Annotated in this window: 22 protein-coding genes; 15 read left to right on the top strand and 7 right to left on the bottom strand. The window is 48.4% G+C overall.

Going from position 1 to position 20,666, the window contains the following annotated elements; translation table 11 throughout:
* The first annotated feature begins 39 nt into the window (after positions 1-39).
* Positions 40-2,037: a type I pullulanase gene (gene pulA / locus GVY43_RS12740; RefSeq protein ID WP_159563363.1), complete on the top strand. Its 1,998-nt coding sequence runs from the start codon at positions 40-42 to the stop codon at positions 2,035-2,037.
* A gap of 14 nt (positions 2,038-2,051) precedes the next feature.
* Here pulA and GVY43_RS12745 read toward each other — a convergent pair whose 3' ends face one another.
* Positions 2,052-2,216 carry a YycC family protein gene (locus GVY43_RS12745; RefSeq protein ID WP_074034904.1) on the bottom strand — a complete coding sequence of 55 codons (165 nt, stop codon included), beginning with the start codon at positions 2,214-2,216 and terminating at the stop codon, positions 2,052-2,054.
* 130 nt (positions 2,217-2,346) lie between these two features.
* Here GVY43_RS12745 and GVY43_RS12750 point away from each other — a divergent pair, with 130 nt between their 5' ends.
* The 5 genes from GVY43_RS12750 (at position 2,347) to GVY43_RS12770 (ending at position 7,380) form a co-directional block, all read left to right on the top strand.
* The gene (locus GVY43_RS12750; protein ID WP_159563364.1) at positions 2,347-3,147 is read left to right on the top strand and encodes a hypothetical protein; all 801 of its coding nucleotides are present in this window, start codon (positions 2,347-2,349) and stop codon (positions 3,145-3,147) included.
* A gap of 91 nt (positions 3,148-3,238) precedes the next feature.
* Entirely contained in the window at positions 3,239-5,362 is a 2,124-nt protein-coding gene (locus GVY43_RS12755; protein WP_159563365.1) for an MMPL family transporter, read from the top strand.
* Positions 5,363-5,610: 248 nt separating this feature from the next.
* The gene (locus tag GVY43_RS12760; protein WP_031424422.1) at positions 5,611-6,243 is read left to right on the top strand and encodes a YitT family protein; all 633 of its coding nucleotides are present in this window, start codon (positions 5,611-5,613) and stop codon (positions 6,241-6,243) included.
* 123 nt (positions 6,244-6,366) lie between these two features.
* Complete coding sequence (locus GVY43_RS12765) at positions 6,367-6,549, top strand: hypothetical protein (protein ID WP_031424424.1); 183 nt, start codon at positions 6,367-6,369, stop codon at positions 6,547-6,549.
* 108 nt (positions 6,550-6,657) lie between these two features.
* A complete protein-coding gene (locus GVY43_RS12770; protein WP_159563366.1) occupies positions 6,658-7,380 on the top strand; it encodes a YwiC-like family protein in 723 nt (240 codons plus the stop codon).
* Here the strand turns inward: GVY43_RS12770 and GVY43_RS12775 are convergent.
* The 3 genes from GVY43_RS12775 to GVY43_RS12785 all read right to left on the bottom strand — a co-directional run bounded on the left by GVY43_RS12775 (position 7,377) and on the right by GVY43_RS12785 (position 9,181).
* The gene (locus tag GVY43_RS12775; protein ID WP_159563367.1) at positions 7,377-8,324 is read right to left on the bottom strand and encodes a DUF4003 domain-containing protein; all 948 of its coding nucleotides are present in this window, start codon (positions 8,322-8,324) and stop codon (positions 7,377-7,379) included. The genes GVY43_RS12770 and GVY43_RS12775 overlap by 4 nt on opposite strands.
* 91 nt (positions 8,325-8,415) lie before the next feature.
* Positions 8,416-8,847, bottom strand: coding sequence for a YbjN domain-containing protein (locus GVY43_RS12780; RefSeq protein ID WP_026824494.1), 432 nt, complete (start codon positions 8,845-8,847; stop codon positions 8,416-8,418).
* Positions 8,848-8,914: 67 nt separating this feature from the next.
* Complete coding sequence (locus tag GVY43_RS12785) at positions 8,915-9,181, bottom strand: metal-sensitive transcriptional regulator (protein WP_015880529.1); 267 nt, start codon at positions 9,179-9,181, stop codon at positions 8,915-8,917.
* Positions 9,182-9,458: 277 nt separating this feature from the next.
* On the opposite strand from GVY43_RS12785, the gene GVY43_RS12790 reads away from it, so the two are divergent.
* From GVY43_RS12790 to GVY43_RS12810, 5 genes are all read left to right on the top strand, one after another.
* A complete protein-coding gene (locus tag GVY43_RS12790; RefSeq protein WP_015880530.1) occupies positions 9,459-9,764 on the top strand; it encodes a rhodanese-like domain-containing protein in 306 nt (101 codons plus the stop codon).
* Positions 9,761-12,226 (top strand): CoA-disulfide reductase, encoded by a 2,466-nt coding sequence (locus tag GVY43_RS12795; protein ID WP_159563368.1) that lies wholly within the window; start codon positions 9,761-9,763, stop codon positions 12,224-12,226. Before GVY43_RS12790 ends, GVY43_RS12795 begins: the two co-directional genes overlap by 4 nt.
* A 191-nt stretch (positions 12,227-12,417) precedes the next feature.
* Positions 12,418-13,863: a sodium:alanine symporter family protein gene (locus tag GVY43_RS12800; protein ID WP_159563369.1), complete on the top strand. Its 1,446-nt coding sequence runs from the start codon at positions 12,418-12,420 to the stop codon at positions 13,861-13,863.
* An 84-nt stretch (positions 13,864-13,947) separates the two neighbouring features.
* Positions 13,948-14,403, top strand: coding sequence for a hypothetical protein (locus GVY43_RS12805; RefSeq protein WP_031424431.1), 456 nt, complete (start codon positions 13,948-13,950; stop codon positions 14,401-14,403).
* A gap of 52 nt (positions 14,404-14,455) precedes the next feature.
* Positions 14,456-14,902 (top strand): hypothetical protein, encoded by a 447-nt coding sequence (locus GVY43_RS12810; RefSeq protein WP_159563370.1) that lies wholly within the window; start codon positions 14,456-14,458, stop codon positions 14,900-14,902.
* Positions 14,903-14,942: 40 nt separating this feature from the next.
* On the opposite strand, the gene GVY43_RS12815 is transcribed toward GVY43_RS12810, so the two are convergent.
* Positions 14,943-15,950, bottom strand: a complete 1,008-nt coding sequence (locus tag GVY43_RS12815; protein WP_159563371.1) for a metal ABC transporter solute-binding protein, Zn/Mn family — start codon at positions 15,948-15,950, stop codon at positions 14,943-14,945.
* 173 nt (positions 15,951-16,123) lie between these two features.
* Here GVY43_RS12815 and GVY43_RS12820 point away from each other — a divergent pair, with 173 nt between their 5' ends.
* The 3 genes from GVY43_RS12820 (at position 16,124) to GVY43_RS12830 (ending at position 18,209) form a co-directional block, all read left to right on the top strand.
* The gene (locus GVY43_RS12820; protein WP_159563372.1) at positions 16,124-17,059 is read left to right on the top strand and encodes an alpha/beta hydrolase; all 936 of its coding nucleotides are present in this window, start codon (positions 16,124-16,126) and stop codon (positions 17,057-17,059) included.
* Positions 17,060-17,122: 63 nt separating this feature from the next.
* Positions 17,123-17,722 (top strand): histidine phosphatase family protein, encoded by a 600-nt coding sequence (locus tag GVY43_RS12825; protein WP_159563373.1) that lies wholly within the window; start codon positions 17,123-17,125, stop codon positions 17,720-17,722.
* Between the two features lie 10 nt (positions 17,723-17,732).
* Entirely contained in the window at positions 17,733-18,209 is a 477-nt protein-coding gene (locus GVY43_RS12830) for a DUF456 domain-containing protein (RefSeq protein WP_031424439.1), read from the top strand.
* A 72-nt stretch (positions 18,210-18,281) separates the two neighbouring features.
* On the opposite strand, the gene GVY43_RS12835 is transcribed toward GVY43_RS12830, so the two are convergent.
* Positions 18,282-18,755 (bottom strand): YwpF-like family protein, encoded by a 474-nt coding sequence (locus GVY43_RS12835; protein WP_031424441.1) that lies wholly within the window; start codon positions 18,753-18,755, stop codon positions 18,282-18,284.
* A gap of 113 nt (positions 18,756-18,868) precedes the next feature.
* Here GVY43_RS12835 and GVY43_RS12840 point away from each other — a divergent pair, with 113 nt between their 5' ends.
* Complete coding sequence (locus GVY43_RS12840) at positions 18,869-19,171, top strand: 7TM diverse intracellular signaling domain-containing protein (RefSeq protein ID WP_031424443.1); 303 nt, start codon at positions 18,869-18,871, stop codon at positions 19,169-19,171.
* 37 nt (positions 19,172-19,208) lie between these two features.
* On the opposite strand, the gene GVY43_RS12845 is transcribed toward GVY43_RS12840, so the two are convergent.
* Positions 19,209-20,654 carry a nicotinate phosphoribosyltransferase gene (locus GVY43_RS12845; protein WP_159563374.1) on the bottom strand — a complete coding sequence of 482 codons (1,446 nt, stop codon included), beginning with the start codon at positions 20,652-20,654 and terminating at the stop codon, positions 19,209-19,211.
* Positions 20,655-20,666: the final 12 nt, after the last annotated feature.

Consider the following 20,666-nt stretch of genomic DNA (forward strand, 5'->3'; position numbering starts at 1 on the left):
ATAATGATAGCAGATTTGAAGCAGTGAAGGAGTGAAGAGATGGAACGTACAATGGATCAACACACACATGCAGACTTAGATCACGTTGCCTATCACGGGAAAGACCTAGGGGTGACGTTCAAAGGGGAACAGATTCGACTACGAGTTTGGTCTCCGGTAGCGGAACAGATGTCGGTCAAGTTGTATCGAACAGCCCGTGCCCGTAAGTTTGAACGACTCGAGCTCGAGCCGGCTGAGAAGGGGACGTGGGTGATCGAACTCGACCGTGCCTTATTCGAAGGTCAATTTTATGTATTTGAAGCGCTGATTGATGGGAAAAAAGTAGAGTCGCTCGATCCGTATGCGAAAGTCGTCGGAGTGAATGGGAAACGAGGATGTCTGCTCGATCCGGCATCTTTGAACCCGGACCATTGGATCAAAGAACGTCCGCTATTCAATTCTTCACAAGAGGCGGTCATCTATGAGGCGCACGTCCGTGATTTGACGAGTCACCCAGAGAGTGGGGCGACGCACCGTGGGAAGTTCTTAGGGATGACCGAGACGGGTACGACGACCACGAGCGGTTACCCGACCGGACTCGATTATATTACCTCGCTTGGAATCACTCATCTCCAATTAATGCCGTTCTTTGACTACGGCTCGGTGAATGAGTCACGTGAAGGGGAAGACAATTATAACTGGGGTTACGATCCGGTTCATTACTTTGCGGTCGAAGGATCTTACGCCTCGTCGGCAGATGACCCGGCGACGCGAATTGTCGAATTGAAGGCACTGATTCAAGCGCTCCACGATCGAGGCATCCGGGTCATCATGGACGTTGTCTTCAACCACACGTATGATGCGTTGACAACACCGCTCGGGCAATTCGTCCCGGACTATTACTATCGCTTAAACGAAGACGGAACACTCGCGGATGGTTCGGCATGTGGGAATGACACGGCATCCGAGCGTGCGATGATGCGTAAGCTCATGGTCGAGTGTGTCACGTACTGGGCGAAAGAATTCATGATTGATGGGTTCCGCTTCGATTTGATGGGACTCCATGACGTCAAAACGATGAACCAGATTCGGAAAGCGCTCGACCGCGTCGACCCATCGATTCTTGTCATCGGGGAAGGGTGGGATTTGGATACACCGCTCCCGGTTCGTAAAAAAGCGAATCAGCATAATGCGCATAAGATGCCACGCATCGCCCAATTCAATGATGGGATTCGAGACGGTGTCCGAGGAGACGTCTTCATCGAAGACTTACCGGGCTGGGTGAGTGGAAACACGGATATGACAGCAGATGTGAAACGAGGGATTGCTGGTGGCATCACGAGCCAAAGTTTCGCTGATGAGCCGAACCAGGTCGTCAACTATGTAGAATGTCATGACAATTTGACGCTTTGGGACAAGTTATCCGTGACGAATCCGGAAGATGACGAGACGACACGTCGCCGTCGCCACCGTTTGGCGACGTCGATTGTGCTCCTAAGTCAAGGGATTCCATTCCTTCACAGTGGACAGGAATTTTTCCGGACAAAAGACGGGGATGAGAATAGCTTCAATTCAGGCGAAGTCATCAACCGTATGGACTGGAACCGGGCGGAGCAAGAAGCGCCAAGTGTGGAATATGTGAAAGGCCTCTTGCGTCTGCGTAAGCAATATCCGCTCTTCCGACTCGAGAACACGGAACAGATTCGCAAACACTTGCGTTTCTTTGATGAAGCAGAGGGTGTGATTGCCTTTGAATTGAGCCGTCATGTGGAAGGATATGTAGAACGACATATCGTCTACCACAACGCACTCGAGGAGGCGGTTGAGGTCAAACTTCCATCTGGCAAGTTCGAGGTGAACGTGGAGGACCATACCGTTAATCTGACGGCGCCACGTCAAGTCGAGGACCGTCATATGACGGTCGCTCCACTCTCTACACTAGTCGTAACCGAACGTCGCCCAGATTACAGCAAGTACGCTGTTGCCGGTGGTGCGGCCCTCGCTGTAATCGGTGGTCTCTGGTATGTATCGAGAAAGCGGAAACGCAAAGAGCAGTAACCAAAAAGGAGACGTTAATCCGTCTCCTTTGGTGTGTCTTCCTCTGTTTGAGATGCCTCGAGTTGCATCATTTTTTGAACGAGGATGTGTTTTGGCATATGCATCAGTTCCTCGAGGGGGACGTTTAATTTTTTTGCGAGTTCAACTGCGGTCTCTGGTGATAGTTGTAATGGACGCATGGAAGGTCTCCTTTCTAAACGATATGTCTTTACCGTCAGTATACAGGAAAATCGAAAATGTGTTGAATGAACACATTCAAAATCGAATTTCGTTTCGGTCGTTGCTAAGCTGAAACTAGGAAGTGATCAAATGTACAAACAAACAGCAGACTTTCAATTTCATCAAACGATCGAATGGCTAGAACGTGTAGGTGAAGGTTGGATGTTGTACTTGGCGCAAACTGGATTTTTGTTCTTTGACGAGTCGTCTCAAATTCGCTGGGAGATCGACTGGAAATGGACACCATGCGCCCTATATGTGGAGCCGAATGCAAGACGTGCCGTGGCATGGTTCCAGGAAAAAGGACTTTACGGAGTCATTGATTTACAACGAGGACAGATGGAGACGCATGCGATCCCTCAACGATTCAACGGAGACTGGTTTAGCAATTTGCACTATTGGCAAGGCGATGACATCTTCTTATATTCAGCCGAATCGGATGTCGTAGCCTTGAACCTCCATGATCATACGTTTCGATATAGCCGCTATGAAGAAGTCCCTGTCTTTGGGAACATCATCGAGCTAGCGTATCAAGGGACGTATGATTTTGAACGATTCACACCTGAAACGTGTGTGACATTGTTCGATGAACGAACTCATCATTTTTTAGTTGAAAATGTGAAGACGAAAGAAACCTGGCGCATTCCATACGAAGGAAACCGCGACACGGTCATTCTCGATCAAGTGGGAGAAACGACGGCGATCACATCGACAGAGTCGTTCCAACTGTTTCATCGAGAGGAAGAATTATTTTGCTCAAGCGTGTGTGCAGACACCCAATTATTGAAGGTAATGCTGTTAGATGAACGAGGGGATCGACTCGTCGTCTTGTCCGCACCACCTCGATTTTGTCATAGCTGGCTTCAAGTCTTTGAACGACAAGAGTCCTGAACCGAACTTAGGTTCAGGAATTTTTTGTGAAGTGATGATGAATGAATCGAGAAACGGGAAGTAGATGGATAGACAGGGAGGAGTGACATCAATGGAATGGTTAGGTAGGCAGTTGGTTCGTTTTCGGTATGGCGTATTACTCATATGGGCGATTTTACTCGCGGGTTCAGTTTATTTCGGGCTACAGCTCCCGGGTGAGTTGAGAGGAAACGGATTTGCCATTCAAGACGGACGTTTCCAACAGGTAGAAGATCAGTTGAATGAACGATTTGATCGAGCAGGTGCTTCAATGATCGTCTTATTTGAAGGAGGAAATCTGGAGGCGGTCATGGACGAACAACAAGACCGTTTTGGGGAAATTTCATCAATTGATGGCGTGATTACCCCGGCGGAGAATCCGGACGCGCGTTCAGGGGACGTATCCTATTTCGTGCTGGAATTCGAAGATTATGATGCGGCGGAATCCTCGATCGATGCCGTCCGAGACGCGCTCATCGTTGATACGGATACCGAAGTCCGCTTGACGGGAGAACCGGTCTTTGCGGATGACTTAAACGAAGCTTCGAAAAATGACTTGATTCGAGCGGAGTTGATTGGGATTCCGGTCGCGCTTCTCGTGTTGTTGCTTGTTTTCGGCACACCGCTCGCCGCGCTCATGCCGTTACTCGTCGGGTTGATTACCTTTATTGTCGCAGCGGGATCGCTATTCTTTTTTGCACAAAACATGGAATTATCTATCTTTGTTCTCAATGCCGTCGCCATGATTGCGATTGCGCTTGGGATTGATTTTTCACTGTTACTCGTCAATCGGTATCGGGAAGAGTTAACGCGCGGGCAATCGAGAGAAGAGGCGATTGTCCGGACGGTAGCGACGGCGGGACGCTCGATTCTCTTTTCAGGTCTATGTGTCTTTGTCGGATTAGCCGGACTCCTATTTATTCAAGTAGATGTCTTTCAGGCGGTCGCGCTCGGTGCCCTCATTGCCGTCGCGGGGGCCGTGCTATCTGCACTGACCTTGTTGCCGTCGTCGCTTTACTTAGTCGGTGACGCCTTGAATAAAGGACGAATCATCAAGACAGATGAGACGAAATCTGAAAAGCGCTGGCAAAAACTTGCTCGCTTCGTGATGAGACGTCCGGTGACGATGACGCTCATTGCTTTGTTGATCCTGCTCCCGAGTCTTTGGTTCGTGCGCGACCTAGAGTTGAACATTCCGGACGCCGATGCGCTCCCTACCTCATATGAATCACGAGCGGCACTCGAACGATGGGACGATGTGTTTGGGGATAACTCGACCGATGCGGTCCTTCTGTTTGAAGCGAACGATTTGACCGATCCGATGATTTTAGAGGAATTGACGAGTCTCACAGATGAGTTAAACGAGGTCGATATTGTCGATAATGTCTCGACTTTCTTAACGACATCCGGATTGACGCCTGAGACGTTTACGCAACTCGCCGAAGCGGCGCCAGAACAACTCGCCCCACTTGAGCGACTTGTGACCCTTGATGAGAATACAGATTTGGCGCTCGTGAATGTCAGCTTCGATGTACCTCCGAGCGACAAAGAAGCGCAAGCATTCGTACGCGATTGGCGAGACAAAGGGTTTGAAGTCGGCGGACCGGCAGCCTTCAATGAAGAGATTTATGATGAGATTTATGACAGCATTCCCTATGCGGTCATCACCGTCATCTTGGCAACCTTCTTCATCCTCATGTGGGCGTTCCGATCCATCTTGATTCCAATCAAGGCGATTCTCATGAACGTGCTTGGTCTTGGGGCGACGTTCGGTTTACTCGTCATCATTTTTGAATCAGGTTATGTGTACGATGCAGAAACAATCAGTATTTTGACACCGGTGTTCATCTTCTCACTCGTCTTTGGATTGTCGATGGACTATGAGGTATTTCTCGTTTCGCGAATCGAGGAATATTACCGCGAGACAGGCGACAATGACTATGCGACGGAGATGGGGCTTGCGAAGACGAGTAAAATCATCACTTCAGCCGCCATCATTATGATCGTCGTGACGGGTGCGTTCGCCTTCACGGGTGTGAGCCCGATCAAACAGCTTGGTGTGGGGATTGCGCTCGCCATCTTCATTGATGCGACCATCATCCGGATCCTGCTCGTTCCGTCTCTCATGAAACTGTTCGGGGATTGGAACTGGTGGTGGTTCGGAAAGAAAGATTTACCGAAACGTAACATGCACTAAAGGTAAAATTCATGAACTGAATCAAAATGTGTGGTAAACTACGTACAAGATTACGCGCAATTTGAGAAAGGAAGGTCTTTATGGATACCGAGAGGACATGGCCTCTGTTCCAACTTCCGGACTTCTAGCGTTGACTGATCGCTTACACGTGTATCAATCAACAAACGGAAGATCGGAGATGGAACAGATGGAACCGCAGCTACGACTGAGGATCCTCCTCTCCGTCAAGAACGGGGAGGACAATCGGAATGAAACGAGTTGCTACCATAGTGCTCGGAACGCTGATCATGGCGTTCGGTTATTATTATTTGAATGAACAGTTTGGTTTGGCGGAAGGCGGGTTCGTCGGATTATCGCTACTCGGTCGTTATTTATTTGATATCGACCCGGCGATTTCGATGATCGTGCTCGACATCCCATTTTTTATCGTCGCTTTGTGGTGGAGAGGATGGCGTTTTGTCGGGCAAGCGGTACTAGCCGCTTCGTCCTTGTCGCTTAGTTATGCGATGTGGGACCGTCTCGACTTGCTCACGTTTGATATTCAAGTATGGCCGGCAACATTGTTTGCGGCCATCGCGAGTGGGATTGTGACCGGATATGGTCTCGGTCTTGTCTTGAAGTCAGGCGGGGCTACCGGAGGCGATGACTTATTCGCTCTTGGCTTATCGAAATGGACAGGTGTGTCGGTCGGTACGATTCTGATTATTTTTGATGTGATCGTCCTTGGGATTTCACTCATCTATTTACCATTATCGAACGCATTGTATACTCTCATCGCAGTATCGATTGCCGGAAGGGTCGTCACAAAGATGCTCGTCGTCGACGAACCGAAAGCGACACCCGTCGCACCAAATTGGACACCAAAAAACGATCTCGCATGAGATCGTTTTTTTATGAAGAGTGAGAGCGAGTTAGGTTGGCTTGAATCTCGATGGAAAAAAAATACTGTTAACAAATCGAGAGTGGTACAATGAACTATAGATTGAATTTCTGGTGGTGAGAAGATGAACCGTAACATCGTAAACTTGAGTATCCTCGCATTACTTATGGCAGTGATGGTAATGAATAACCTTGAAGGACTGCACACGCTCAAAACGATTGTGAACAGTCTGGCAATGCTGACGCTATCTGTCATTGGAATCATGTTCATAACGAACTATGCGAAAAATAAGAAACAAGCTATGTGATGAAATAGGTGGCTGGCGCTGCCTATTTTCTTTTTCGCTTTTTGTGGTAAATCTCACAGCGCATGCTCTCACCATCCATTACACTAGTGGGGGAAGGAGTGATGGTTGATGAAATGGATGATTCCAACACAGCATGGGGCATGGTCGATGCTCATTTTACCGTTCGTTCTTGGAGGGACAGTCGGGGGATGGGTGTGGACACATGTGCCTTTTGCTATTGCATGGTTGTTTGTCTATATGGGGACATTCTTCTTATTCCAATACATCAAGCAACGAAAGAAATCGCGTGAGCTTTTACGCACCGTGATCATCTATCTGATGATTGCTACACTATCCATCATCCCAGTGTTATGGATGCAATGGAGTCTCATCTGGTTCGCTTTTGCAATGATTCCGTTCGGTCTCGCAAACGCCTATTTTGCCAAAATCAAAGATGAGCGAAACGTATGGAATGACGTCAGTGCCGTCACTTCATTCTGTATTGGAGGAATGGCGAGTTATTACCACGGAGCACACGTCGTGGATGAAACAAGTGCATGGGTATTCGTTTTGCCATACCTCTATTTCCTCGGAAGTATCTTTTTCGTCAAGACGATGATTCGGGAAAAGAAGAGCATCGCGTATCGTAACCTTTCGTGGGGGTATCATATGCTGTTAATCGTCGTGTTCATTGCGCTCGGTTATCCGCTGCTCGCTTTAGCATATGCCCCGAGTTTGATTCGTGCTATTTGGTTCTACGGCAAAAAAATCCCAATCATGAAGATTGGGATTGTCGAAATCGCAAACTCTGTATTTGTACTGGTGTGTCTCACGATGAATCTCTTAATTTAATTTGTGGTTGATGAGGTACTAGCGATAACGGCGGCAGTCGTGGCAGCGGTCGCCGCTTGTTGCATCGCCAATAAGTGGGCAAACGTACCGTGGAGCAATAAGTCGCTAGCCTCGTTTGTTATGCGTTCGGCCGCTACAAGTTGAAGTGCGATGAGCACGCTATGTGTGTTGAACCAACGCTGCTTGTCTTTTTCGGCCCCTACGATTTCCTGAATAGCATGAATCGCGCTCGTATTCGGTTCCGTGACAATGCTAAGTAGTGCGAGTGCGGGTAAGTGTTCGCGACGAATCGAGATGTGCACTTCATCTAATTGAGACTTCCATGTGAGCAATCGAGAGACTGCTTCTTCGGGTGAGGACTCGCTGAACGTCAAAAGGTGCGAGACGAGTTGCAGTTCGTTTGACTTCGGGAGCCGTCCCTTCAATAATGCATAATGTTGCTCGATGCGTTCGTTCAAATCAATGATATCGTCAAACGCTTGCACGAGCACGAGCGCCGATAATAAGTCTTCCTCGCTTGTCAACCAAGGGTGATGTCGTTTGAACGTTTGATATAGTTCGGTCGCCTCATCGAGCCGACGGTCGGGTTCCTCGACATTGATCAGTTGATTCGCTAAAAAGGGACGTAGTGAACTGAAGCGGAAGTGTTTCCGGTCGAGTAACGTATCGAGACGGAGCGCCTCGTCGATTGCGGTTCCGATGTCCTCATACTTGGCGTCGAGAAACGAGAGCCAGACGAGGTTTTGACTGCCTCGAAACTTCGAGAACATCTTCGTTTTTTGTTTTAATACATCGCGTGCGTTCGAAAATCGAGATGCCTCGAACGGGGTGTCGTGAATTGCGTAATGAACGGCCATCAAGCGTCGGAAATCATCTGTCAGTTCCCACTTTGTTGCCGTCTTGATGGCCTCTAGTGCTTCTACATATCGTTCATATCGTGTCATGTCGAATCGCCTCCTTGTCCAATCATACGAGCGGGGGCGATCAGATGTTTCAAAAAAAGCCGTCTCGGAAACATTTCCGGACGGCTTTTGATTATTGTACTTGTGTGTAGAGTTTTTGCATGTACTCGTTCACTTCATCGGCCGCTTGGAACATCATGAATGAGTGTTGCAAGATGATCTCTGGTGAGAAACCGAGGTCGAGGTCGAGTGTCGAGGCGAGTGTGACATCGCGATCGCTGTCGAGTACACAACGGAAGTATTTGAACTCCTGGTTGAACTCGTTCAAGGCATTAAGAATCGGTAAATCTTCTACGTAATCTGGGACGTGCGTGACGGTAGCGGCATACAACTCAGCATCTGTCGTCTTTTTGTTAAAAGCGATAATCATAACGGGCTGAGCCCCGGATTTTGTTGTTTCACGCGTCAAGAACGTGACGTGCGTTTCAGTGTCGCTCTCTTTGAACGTCATGTTGCGTTCAGCGGCGAGCGCTTTAAATGATTCTACTTTTTCTTCGAAGTTCACAAGGAAATCCCCCTTAGTAAGTCGTTACTCTAACTTTCTCCCATTTGGACAGGGAAAGCAAGGGGAACTAGCGTTTCATCAACATTTTAATGGCTTCTTCCACCGTTTCGGACGTATCTTCGCCATCTGCTTGAGCGGTGATGATACATTGTTCCAAGTTCTTAGCCACAATGATAGTCGAAGCGCGATCGAGTGCGGAACGTGCGGCACTTAATTGCGTCACGACATCGCGACATTCTTTTCCTTCCTCCATCATCCGGATGATGGCACGAATTTGTCCTTCCACTCGTTTCATGCGATTCAATACTTTTGCATCGTATACATACGGTTCCATATCATTCACCTCTATAGGAAAAATTGTTCAGTTACCCAACTATTTATTGTGTAGGCTCATCTTAATACATGGGGGAGTATGTGTCGAGCATCAACTATCCAAATGGATGATGTTGAAAAATTCGACATTTCGTCAAACTTATTTCTTGCAATTAAATACCTAAGGGGGTATATTAATGACGTGGAAGCGAAATGTTCAACAAATCACAAACTTGTCGAACGCCAGCAACCAAGCCGAATGGTATAAATCGAATTGAAAACAGAAAGGTAGATCAACGATGAAAGCATCCGCTTTAAAACGTCAAATGGACTTTGAAGTGCCTGTAAATATCGTCGACGTCCGAGAACGTGACGAGTTTCAAGAAGCACATATTGAGGGCGCGAAAAACTATCCGTTATCCGAAATGACAGAGTGGATCGACACGCTCGATCCAGCTGAAGAATATGTCGTTCTTTGCCGCTCAGGTGCGCGTAGCACGCAAGCGACTTGGCAAATGGAGGCGAAAGGCTATAAAGTGGTCAATATAGAAGATGGCTTGATGAGTTGGCCAGGAGAAGTCGTCAGAGGAGGAAATGGACAATGAGTAAAAAAATCGTAATCGTCGGTGGGGTAGCAGGTGGTGCGTCTGCAGCTGCACGACTCCGTCGTTTGAATGAAGAGAATCAAATCGTCATGTTCGACCGTGGGGAGTATATCTCATTCGCGAACTGTGGTCTTCCATACTATATCGGGGATGTCATCCAAGACCGTCAAAAACTCCTTGTTCAAACCGTTGAAGGGATGAACAAGCGTTTCCAACTCGATATCCGCAATTTGACGGAAGTCATTAAAATTAACCGTGACGAGAAAACAGTGACGGTGAAACACGTTCAAACAGGCGAAACGTATGACGAGTCATACGACGTTCTCATTCTTTCTCCGGGAGCGAAACCGATTCGTCCAAACATTCCTGGAATCGACGAGGCAGAAGATATTTTCACGCTTCGCAACATTCCGGACACAGATAAAATCCGTGGCTACGTCGATGACAAGGCGCCGAAGCATGCGACCGTGATTGGTGGAGGCTTTATCGGGATTGAGATGGCAGAAAACTTACGTGAGCGTGGTGTTGAGGTGACGCTCGTTGAGATGGCAGACCAAGTCATGACGCCACTTGACCGTGAGATGGTGGCGCCAATTCATGAACACATGCGCTTGCATGGCGTCGAGCTTCAATTGTCTGATGGCGTTTCTTCGTTCTCAGAGCAAGGAAAGAAAGTTCATTTGACAAGCGGTCGTGTCATCGATACAGATATGGTCATCATGTCGATCGGTGTTACACCGGAATCGACGATTGCGCGTGAGGCAGGCCTTGAAACAGGTACGCGCGGTGCCATTCGCGTTAATGAAAAGATGCTCACATCAGACCCGAATATTTACGCGATCGGGGATGCGGTCGAAGTACTCGACTACGTCTTCAAAGAACCGACTGTCGTGCCACTCGCATGGCCAGCGAACCGTCAAGGCCGTCTCGTTGCCGATATCATTAACGGCCGTGACGTGAAATACAATGGAACGATGGGAACGGGAATCGCCAAAGTATTTGATATGACGGTTGCATCGACAGGATGGAATGAAAAACGGTTGAAGGCGGCTGGCAAGACGTATGAGGCTGTTCACGTGCATCCAGGTTCGCATGCTGGTTATTATCCAGGATCGACACCTGTGTCGCTTAAACTCTTGTTCCACCCGACAACGGGTGAAATCTATGGTGCGCAAGGTGTCGGAATCAATGGAGTCGATAAACGCATCGACGTCATTGCGACAGCTATGAAGGGTGGTTTGACGGTCCTCGATCTACCTGACCTTGAGCTCAGTTATGCACCACCGTTCAGTTCTGCGAAAGATCCGGTCAATATGATCGGGTATGTCGCATCGAACGTCGTCCTCGGTGACAATGAAGTCGTGCATTGGGATGAAATCGATGAGCTCGTGGAAAATGGAGCGACGTTACTAGACGTTCGCGATGAATCGGAGCATGAACTCGGAAAGATTCCAGGATCGATCAATGTGCCACTCAACTCATTACGAGAAAACTTGGACAACTACGACCGGAATGAAACGATTTACGTGACGTGCCAAGTCGGTCTTCGTGGCTATCTCGCATCACGCATCTTACGTCAAAACGGCTTCAAAGTGAAAAACTTGAGCGGTGGCTACAAGACGTGGTCGCAAATCAATCGTGATTTCGAGGCGCTTGAAGAAGCGAACATATCAAATGAAACAGCGGCTACCGTTGTAGAAGAGGAGCCAACACAAATGACAAATGCACCAATCGGGGAAGCGGTCATGTTAGACACATGTGGTCTACAATGCCCGGGACCTATTTTAGAAGTAAATAAGAAAGTCGCAGAACTCGGGGAAGGCGAAACGCTCCGCGTTCTCGCAAGTGACCCAGGATTCTTCGCAGATATCGAAGCATGGGCGAAGAAGACAGGCAACAAACTCGTCTCGAAACAATTCGTTAACGGACGCGTTGAAGCCATCCTTCAAAAAGGACAAGGTCCGGCTGCACCACAAGCAGGCGCACCAGCAGGAGACGGTGCATCAATGGTCGTCTTCAGCGGAGACCTCGACCGCGCACTCGCATCCCTCATCATTGCGCAAGGTGCTGCCGCGATGGGGAAAGAAGTGACGATGTTCTTCACATTCTGGGGACTCAATGTCATCCGCAAACCGGACGCGCCGGAAGTGAAAAAGCAAGGTCTTGAGAAAATGTTCGGCATGATGATGCCAGGACATGCAGGCGAATTGCCACTTTCGAACATGAACTTCGGTGGTGTTGGTCAAAAAATGATGAAGAAAGTCATGAGCGATAAGAACGTTCCTTCTGTCGAAGAAATGATCAAGTCAGCGCAAGAAGCAGGCGTGAAAATGGTAGCTTGCACGATGTCAATGGATGTCATGGGCATCAAAGAAGAAGAGTTGATTGACGGGGTCGACCTTGGTGGTGTGGCGGCTTATCTCGGCGCAGCAGAAGGCGGAAATTTAAACCTCTTTATCTAAATGAAATATAGAACGAGTCGGATTGCGATGCGCTCTCCGGCTCGTTTTTTTGCTTTTAGAAAGAACCGAGATGATGTTGAAAAAACGAATTAATATTGCAATTTTCGTATAATTTACCTATAATTCAAGTCATGTTAAGAAAGTTGACATGACTTTTTCTGTTGAGATTTTTAGAATGATGGAGGATTAGTATGGAGAAATTGGTAGAGAAACTCGTTTCGCAAGCGAACGATTTGTTGTGGTCGCAAGTGCTCATCGTTGTACTTGTTGCTTTAGGTCTTTATTTTACAGTTCGTATGGGCTTCGTTCAGTTCCGCATGATTCCTGAAATGTTCCGCCTCTTGTTCAAAGAGGGCACAGCACGTGAAAAAGGCCAAGTGTCTTCGTTCCAAGCTTTCGCAATCGGAACGGCAGCTCGTGTAGGGACAGGAAACATTGCCGGTGTGGCGACAGCGATTGCGCTAGGTGGCCCAGGAGCAGTTTTCTGGATGTGGCTCATTGCGTTGATTGGGGCAGCATCTGCATTCGTCGAAAGTACGTTGGCACAAGTGTACAAGATTCGTGATGGACGCACATGGCGTGGGGGACCTGCCTACTATATGGAGCGTGCGCTCGGCCAACGTTGGCTAGGTGTCTTGTTCGCGATTTTGATCACGTTCTCATTCGGATTTGCGTTTAACTCGGTACAGTCGAACACGATTTCACTCTCTGTGAGTAACCAGTTCGGGATCAGCACAACAGTCGTCGGGATTGTCCTTGCGATTGTGACGGCCATTGTCGTCTTCGGTGGGATCCAATCGATCGCACTCTTGTCGAGTATCATCGTACCGGTCATGGCAGGTGGCTACATCTTACTCGCGATTTGGATTATGGTGACGAACGTTTCCCTTCTACCAGACGTCTTCAGCCTCATCTTCTCTGAAGGAGTCCTCGGAATTGAGCAACTCTTCGGAGGGGCGATTGGCGCCATGGTACTTCAAGGGATTCGTCGAGGTCTCTTCTCGAACGAAGCGGGTATGGGTTCTGCACCGAACGCCGCTGCGACAGCGGAAGTATCGCACCCTGTCAAACAAGGATTGATTCAATCGTTTAGCGTATTTGTCGATACATTGCTCGTTTGTACATCGACAGCGATGATTATCTTGATTTCAGGCGTAGCCGGTTCAGAGTCGTTTGCGGGTGTCGAATTGACGCAAGCCGCGTTGACAGCAGAAATCGGTTCGGTCGCGACATCGTTCTTGACGATTGCGATTTTCCTATTTGCGTTCAGTTCGATTCTTGGAAACTATTACTACGGTGAGACGAACATCCAGTTCATCTCGGATAAGAAAATCTATGTCACGCTCTATCGCATCGGTGTTGTCGGCATGGTCTTGTTTGGTGCGGTCCGCTCTGCCGGCCTTGTTTGGTCGATTGCTGACGTGTTCATGGGTCTCATGGCACTCGTGAACTTATATGCCATCTTCCGCTTGGCGAAAGTGGCTCGCGCCGTTCTCGATGACTACTTGGCACAGCGACGCGAAGGAGAAGACCCAGTTTTCTATGTCGACTCGGTTGAAAATCTTCCTGGTCGTGAATACATCGAAGCTTGGGAAAGCGAAACAGAGGAACAACAAACAGGAACAAGTCGTTCTTGATATAAGGAACCGTCTATGAATTCAAGTAGGCGGTTTTTTTACATATATAAGACGGGTAATGTCATAAAAAGGGGGCGTTCATGTATGGAGACGACGCATTATGTACGTGTTTCCCCAGAAGTTTGGGTGTCATTTAATCAGGATCCGGAGATGATTTTAGACTGGTTGATTCATATGCATGAGCAATATCGGGATCGGGACGATACGCTGACGCTTCCGAATGTGGAACCGTTTCAACGCGTACTTAGTCAAATCGAGGTATATATCGACGGGGCCGACACGTATAACATGGAAATGGCGCTCGTCGGCGAAGAGTTGATTGTCAATGAGGCGCAGGCGGTCGTGGTCGGTATCTTGACCCCGCAGTTACTTCATATCGTCAAAGATACGTTGCATGCGTTCGGGCGAGATGATGTGAAAGACATGGCATTCGTTGCAAAAGATGAATTCGAGATGATTTGGGAAGATTGGACCCGGTTGCAACAGTTTTGTGAGATCGCTTCGTCCCAGGAAGAACTCGTCTTGATTTATTATGAATGAAAGTGAATTCCCATGGTATACTGTTAATAAATGGTATAAAGGGGATTTGCTCATGGATGTGTTCGGCACACTCATCTGGCTCGGGCTACTCATCAATCCGTTTCTTGCGTATCAAACGGGGTTCAAGTCGCTTTATCGCATCACACTTATCTCATTCGCTGTATTCTTGGTGACATGGGGGTATGCTGTCACGGTCGGGGTGGTATCTGTCTCATTTGACACGGCTTGGAACGTCCTTCTCATCGCGTATGTCGGTCTTTTAGTATTGAATAGTTATTTGGTCAGCAAGCGGTTCGTTCCAAAAATGACATGGATTCGTTTTGTTGCAATCGCACTGATAGGCGTTGGTGTCAGTCAAGCGTGGTTGGGATTGAGTACAGGGGAGTGGACGACTTTATTCTTCATGGACGGGGATTTCTGGATGATGAGCGTCATCGTATCGCTACTCCTCCTGCTTCTCGTCACGCTGAAGACGTTAGATCATCAAATAGAAGCATGAAAAAAATCCCGAAGCGAGGTGACTCGTTTCGGGATTTCGATTATTTCAACGCTGTCTCAAGTGCCTTGACGTTTTCACGCATCAAGTCGAAGTAGCTTTTATCCATCTGCTCTTTCGTGACCGATTCCAAGTTGTAGATCGTCACGCTCTCTGCACCGATCTCTTGTTTCACGACTTCGGCCACTTTTGGTGTGACCGTGTCTTCGAATGCGATATAGTTCAAGTCGTGGAGACGGGCTTCCTCGATGATCCGCTTGAGAGCTTGTTGTGACGGCTCTTCAGACGGTGTAAGTCCCGCGATTGGTAATTGGTCAAATCCGTAACGTTCAGCCAAATAACCATATGCGGCATGCGTCACGAGTAACTCGGATTTTGAACCGTTCTCGACGGCTGCCTTCAATTCAGTGTCGAGAGCGTTTGCTTCGTCTTTAAAAGTGCTTAACCGTTCTGCGAACTCGCCTTTATAGTCGGGTGCTTCCTCACTGAATGCGGCTTCGACCGCTTCTGCCATTGATACAGCATTCATTGGGTCGAGCCAGACGTGGGGATCGTATTGACCGTGACTATGACCGTCTCCTTCTTCGTGGGCATGTTCGTCTTCAGAATGTCCTTCTTCTTCATGAGCGTGGTCGTCTTCAGTATGTCCTTCCTCATCATGGACATGGACGGTATCCGCCGCATCAAGTAACTTCACGTTCTCGGCTGTTTTGACGAAGGCGACGTTCTGACCATCTAAACTCTTCTCCATAGACTCGACGTAAGGTTCAAGGTCATGACCAATCGTCAAAAAGAGGTCGGCTTCTGCGATTTGTGTCATTTGCTTTGAAGTTGGCTCATACGTATGCGGATCAGCCCCAGGTGGAATGACCATCTCCACGTTGACGCGGTCCCCACCGATTTCTTCGGCTAATGATTTTAATGCAAACGTTGAAGCGAAGACGGTCAGTTGACCATCTGTCGATTCAGATGTGTTATCTCCTTCGGTATTTCCACACGCACCAAGTAAAAGCGTACCGGCTGCGACTGCGCCTAACCAAGTTTTCTTCATCTTCCATCTTCCACCTTTCAAGTTATCTGAATATTAAATCGTAACTGTTACGTTTTATGACTGCGAGTAATATTATAGTGTGAGCTTCGGAGCACGTCAAGTCCGACTTCTGATGGATAGATTTTTGAAAAAAGCGGGAATATGATTAAAAAAAGGAACGAGGAGTGGATTGTATGAGAAAGGAGACTGCCTGGTTTGTCGGGGGTGCGGCGATTGCTGCGGCGACGGCAGCCGGGGCTAGCGTGTGGAGTCAATATGGGTCCCTTGTCAGATGGCAAGAACCCGAGTTGCCGATTCAACCGACAACACGCCGGCGCCACACGTACACGTATAAAATTGTTCACGATCGTCCGCTCCAATTTGATTTGTATCTCCCCCCTGGAGAAGGGCCGTTCCCCGTAGCGGTATATGCACATGGGGGAGCGTTCGTCAGAGGGAATCGGAGTATGGTGACCCTGTTTCATCCGTTGCTTGACCACTTTTTGGGGAAAGAGATCGCTGTCGTCAGCATCGATTATCGCTTATTTGAAGACGGGGTGTACTTCCCCGATAATATTTTTGATGTCTCAGATGCACTGTGCTATTTGAAACAACATGAATCGTTATTGACGCTAGACACGAGTCAATTGCTCGTTTGGGGGGATTCAGCAGGCGCTGCGCTCATGCTTGCGACTGCGCTCGACCGTCATCGACAATTTGCAGGTGATTTGGGAGACGACCTCCCGACGATCAAAGGGGTCATCGCCTTGTATCCACCGACGAACTTTTTATTGTTCAAATTCATCCAGACGTGGCTCGCCCATTTAAAGTTCTATGAAGGAAGCCGCGAGGAATGGCGTGAGTTGATGGTAAAATGCTCCCCGGTCTCCCATCTATACGCCGATGCCCCGCCGATTTTACTGCTACACGGGAAGAAAGATCCGATTGTCCCGTTCGGCCAAGCGCTTCACTTCGTCGAACATGCGAGTGATGTCGGTGCGAACGTTCAACTCATCTCATTTCCAAATGGAACCCACTCGCTTGCGAGCTTCCTCCAATCGGATAATCCAATCAAAGAAGAGCAACTCATGGCCCGAATCAATCGTTTTATTGAAGAATGTCTCGGATGACGTTGCGATTTTTAGGGAAGATGGTACGATGGGGGATGATTGAAAGAGTAAGGAGTGGAAGTAGTGACAGAGTTATGTTTAGTCAGACACGGTCAGACCGATTGGAATCGTTTAGAAATTATTCAAGGGCGTGAAGATAACCCGTTGAATGCACTCGGACGTCAACAGGCAGAGGAGAGTGCAGCTTTTTTGAGTCAAGAGGAGTGGGACGTCATCGTATCGAGTCCCTTGTCACGTGCGGTTCACACCGCACAAGCAATCGCAACAGCGTGTGGCATCGAACATAAAGCGATTCTGCTAGATGAGCGTTTCATTGAACGTGAATTCGGAACGGCATCCGGGCAACCCGTGAAAGGAATTTACGAGGCGGTCCAAGCAGATGACCAGGAGCGGATTCCTGGTCTCGAAACAGAAGACGAGATGCGTAGCCGGGTCTTAGAAGGAATGAACCATTTGGTGGATACGTATCCAGGGAAGCGCATCGTTGTCGTCTGCCATTCCCATGCAATCAAAGCGGCGCTTTCTGCCATCGATGGGACATATACGTTCCGTCACGCCATGCGAAACGCCTGCTCGAACTATATCATCCATCAACAAGGTCAGTTTGAAGTGAAGGCGGTCAACGTGGCTGACCATATCACCGATCCGACCATTATGAAATGAGGAGAATGTCATGACGACCTTACTATGGGTATTCATTATCGCATCATTTGTGGTCGCTTTTGCAGGACTCATCTATCCAGTCATCCCGAGTGTCTTGTTCTTGTTCATCGGATACATGATTTATGGATTCGGTTTTTCGTTTGAACCATTGACCTGGACATTCTGGGTATGGCAATCGGTCTTCCTCGTCTTCTTATTCGGCGTCGACTATGTCGTCACCCGGGCTACGGTGGATAAACGGGGCGGTTCGGAGCGAGCGAAATGGGGTGCGACAATCGGCTTGATTGCGGGACCGTTTATTTTCCCGCTCGTCGGGGTTTTGATTTTTCCGTTCATCTTCGCTTTCTTGGCGGAGTTGACACTCGGGAAGACGACACGTGAAGCGTGGAGCATCGGCGTTGGAACCGTTCTCGCCTTTCTCGGCAGCACGCTCTTAAAAGTGATCGGGATGACGATGATGATCATCCTATTCTTTATCTACGTGTGAGGCGGAGATGTTTCTCCGTCTTTTTAGTTTGAAAGGTGAATGGTTTTGGGGAAAGAAAAACAGGTCATCCGATTATTCAAATGACCCGGTTTTAACCAATTGATTGAAAGCGGAGCGACTGAACGATTGTTGCATTTCGACTTTTTTCTCGAAGAAGGCGGGCTTTAAATTCGATGTGGCGACGCCATCTTGAATCAACGAATCGAGTACTTGCTTCGTCGCGTCTTGTTTCGGCATCAACATGAGTCCTTCAGCGACGAACGTATGATGGTCGTTCAAGGCCCTCTCGCTCGTGAACGTCAAAGCGAGTGCAGCCGGGGCGTTCGTTGGCGACGTGATGACGGCTTCAGCGAGGATGAGGATGCGTTTGTTTAAGTAATGATGGAGCGTGACAGCCGACTCGGTCGGCACGAGCATTTCGAGGAGCCATTCTGAATCGTGCTCCTTCGAGATGATTAAACCATCGAGTAAATCGATCGGTAAATTCAGTTCATTGCCGTATTCGTCTTGGACGAGTCGGACTTGGACGAGGCGAAACGTTTTCATAGGATCGTTCCTTTCCGCGTTTTCTTTAGACCATCTTAACACAGTCTGAGGAATAGAATGTGTTAAGATAACGGGGAAGAAACAGAAAAATAGAGAGTGAGGGAGGCATCAAGATGAGTTGGGTTGTTGGCGTAATCGGGTATGTGACGATTCTCGCAATCGTCTATTATGGTGTCCTTTTCTTCAAAGTGAAACGGGAGCGGAGTCGGGCCGGCTATCGGATCTTTCTCTTGCTTGCCGGATTGTTTTTAGTCAGTGGGAGCGATTATATCATTGCGTTGTTCCAAGGAGACACCGAAGCGACGTTTTGGCAACGGACCGTCTATTTTGTCTTGATATTGCTCTCTTTGTCGATGGCGCTTTACTTTCGGAGAAAAGAAGATCAAAGCCAAGCAGGCGAGATGACAATGGTATAAAAAAAACGGCTGTGGGTATGCACCCACAGCCGTTTTTTTATTTTGGTACCCGCGTTTTGCGAATCATATCGAGTTTTAAATCCCATAGCGACTTGCTGAACGTCACCGAATACACTTCCGGTAAACGGAGACGCTTGTACTCTTCCCACAATCCGTTCATCTGCTCGTGATGATATGCACGAATCTCACTTGTGCTTGGAAGGTCGTATACGCGTTTCCCATCAAGGAAGATTGGTTGCAACAAGCGTTTCACGTTGAAGTTACGTGTCTTGATCTTGAAGGCCGGGTCACGAACGTCAATCAAGTCGATCTCGGTGTAAGATTCGACCGGTTCATCGGCGAGGGCGATATAGTCGCCTTTGAACTTTTTCGTTTCGTTGTCGATGATGCGATACAACTCTTTCTTGTGAGGAGTCGTCGTCTTCACCTTGGAAGAAGATACTTTGATGACCGGTTTTAATTCCCCGGATTCATCCTCACGCGCGACGAGTTTATAGACCATACCGAGTGCCGGCTGCTCGTAAGCCGTGATGCCACGTGTCCCAACGAGGAACGTATCGGCCTCTGCGCCTTGCATCCGTAAGTCCTGGATGACATACTCATCCAAATCCCCAGAGACGACGATTTTGACGTAGTCGAGCCCTGCTTCATTCAACGCTTTCCGGGCACGCTTCGACAAGTAGGCGAGGTCTCCAGAGTCGAGTCGTACTGACTTGAGACGATGGCCATTCGCCTCGAGTTCTTTTGCGACCGTAATCGCATTTGGCAGACCAGACTTGAGTGTGTCATACGTGTCGATGAGAAGGCTCGTGTTGTCCGGATACATTTCAGCGAATGAACGGAATGCGCTCAATTCATCATCATGGAACTGAATATCAGCATGCTCCATCGTTCCTCCTGTCGGGACATCAAAGTCACGACCGGCTGACACGAGACTTGTCACATCAAAACCAGCGATGTAAGCCGCACGTGTTCCGTAGTAAGCCGCATCGACACCTTGCGCGCGACGAGCTCCTCCTTCAAGGAGTGTCTCGTTCGGAGCAGCCTGACGAATCCGGGCATACTTCGTGGCGATGAGTGATTCATGGTTCGCGATATTGAGTAGCGCCGTTTGGAACAGTTTCGCTTCAAAGATGGTCGATTCAATCCGAACGACTTGTTCATGTGGGAAGATGACTTCTCCTTCGCGAACACTATATAGTGAACCAGTGAACTTAAAGTTCCGTAAGACGTCTTCGAATTCATCTTCGAATCCGAGTTGCTCTTTCAAATAGGTGATGTCCGCCTCCGTAAAGGAGACGTTCTCTAAGTAGTGAACGATATTCTCGAGTCCGGCGAAGACGACATAACCACCACTAAATGGATTCGAGCGATAGTAAAGGTCGAAGACGACCTTTTCATTATGGCGACCTTGCTTCCAGTAAATATACATCCAACGTGGAAGGTAAAGATCTGTGTGAAGGGCTAAATTACGATGTAACATATGATTTCCTTT

Source organism: Exiguobacterium sp. 8H (assembly GCF_902506255.1).
Lineage (GTDB): Bacteria > Bacillota > Bacilli > Exiguobacteriales > Exiguobacteriaceae > Exiguobacterium > Exiguobacterium profundum.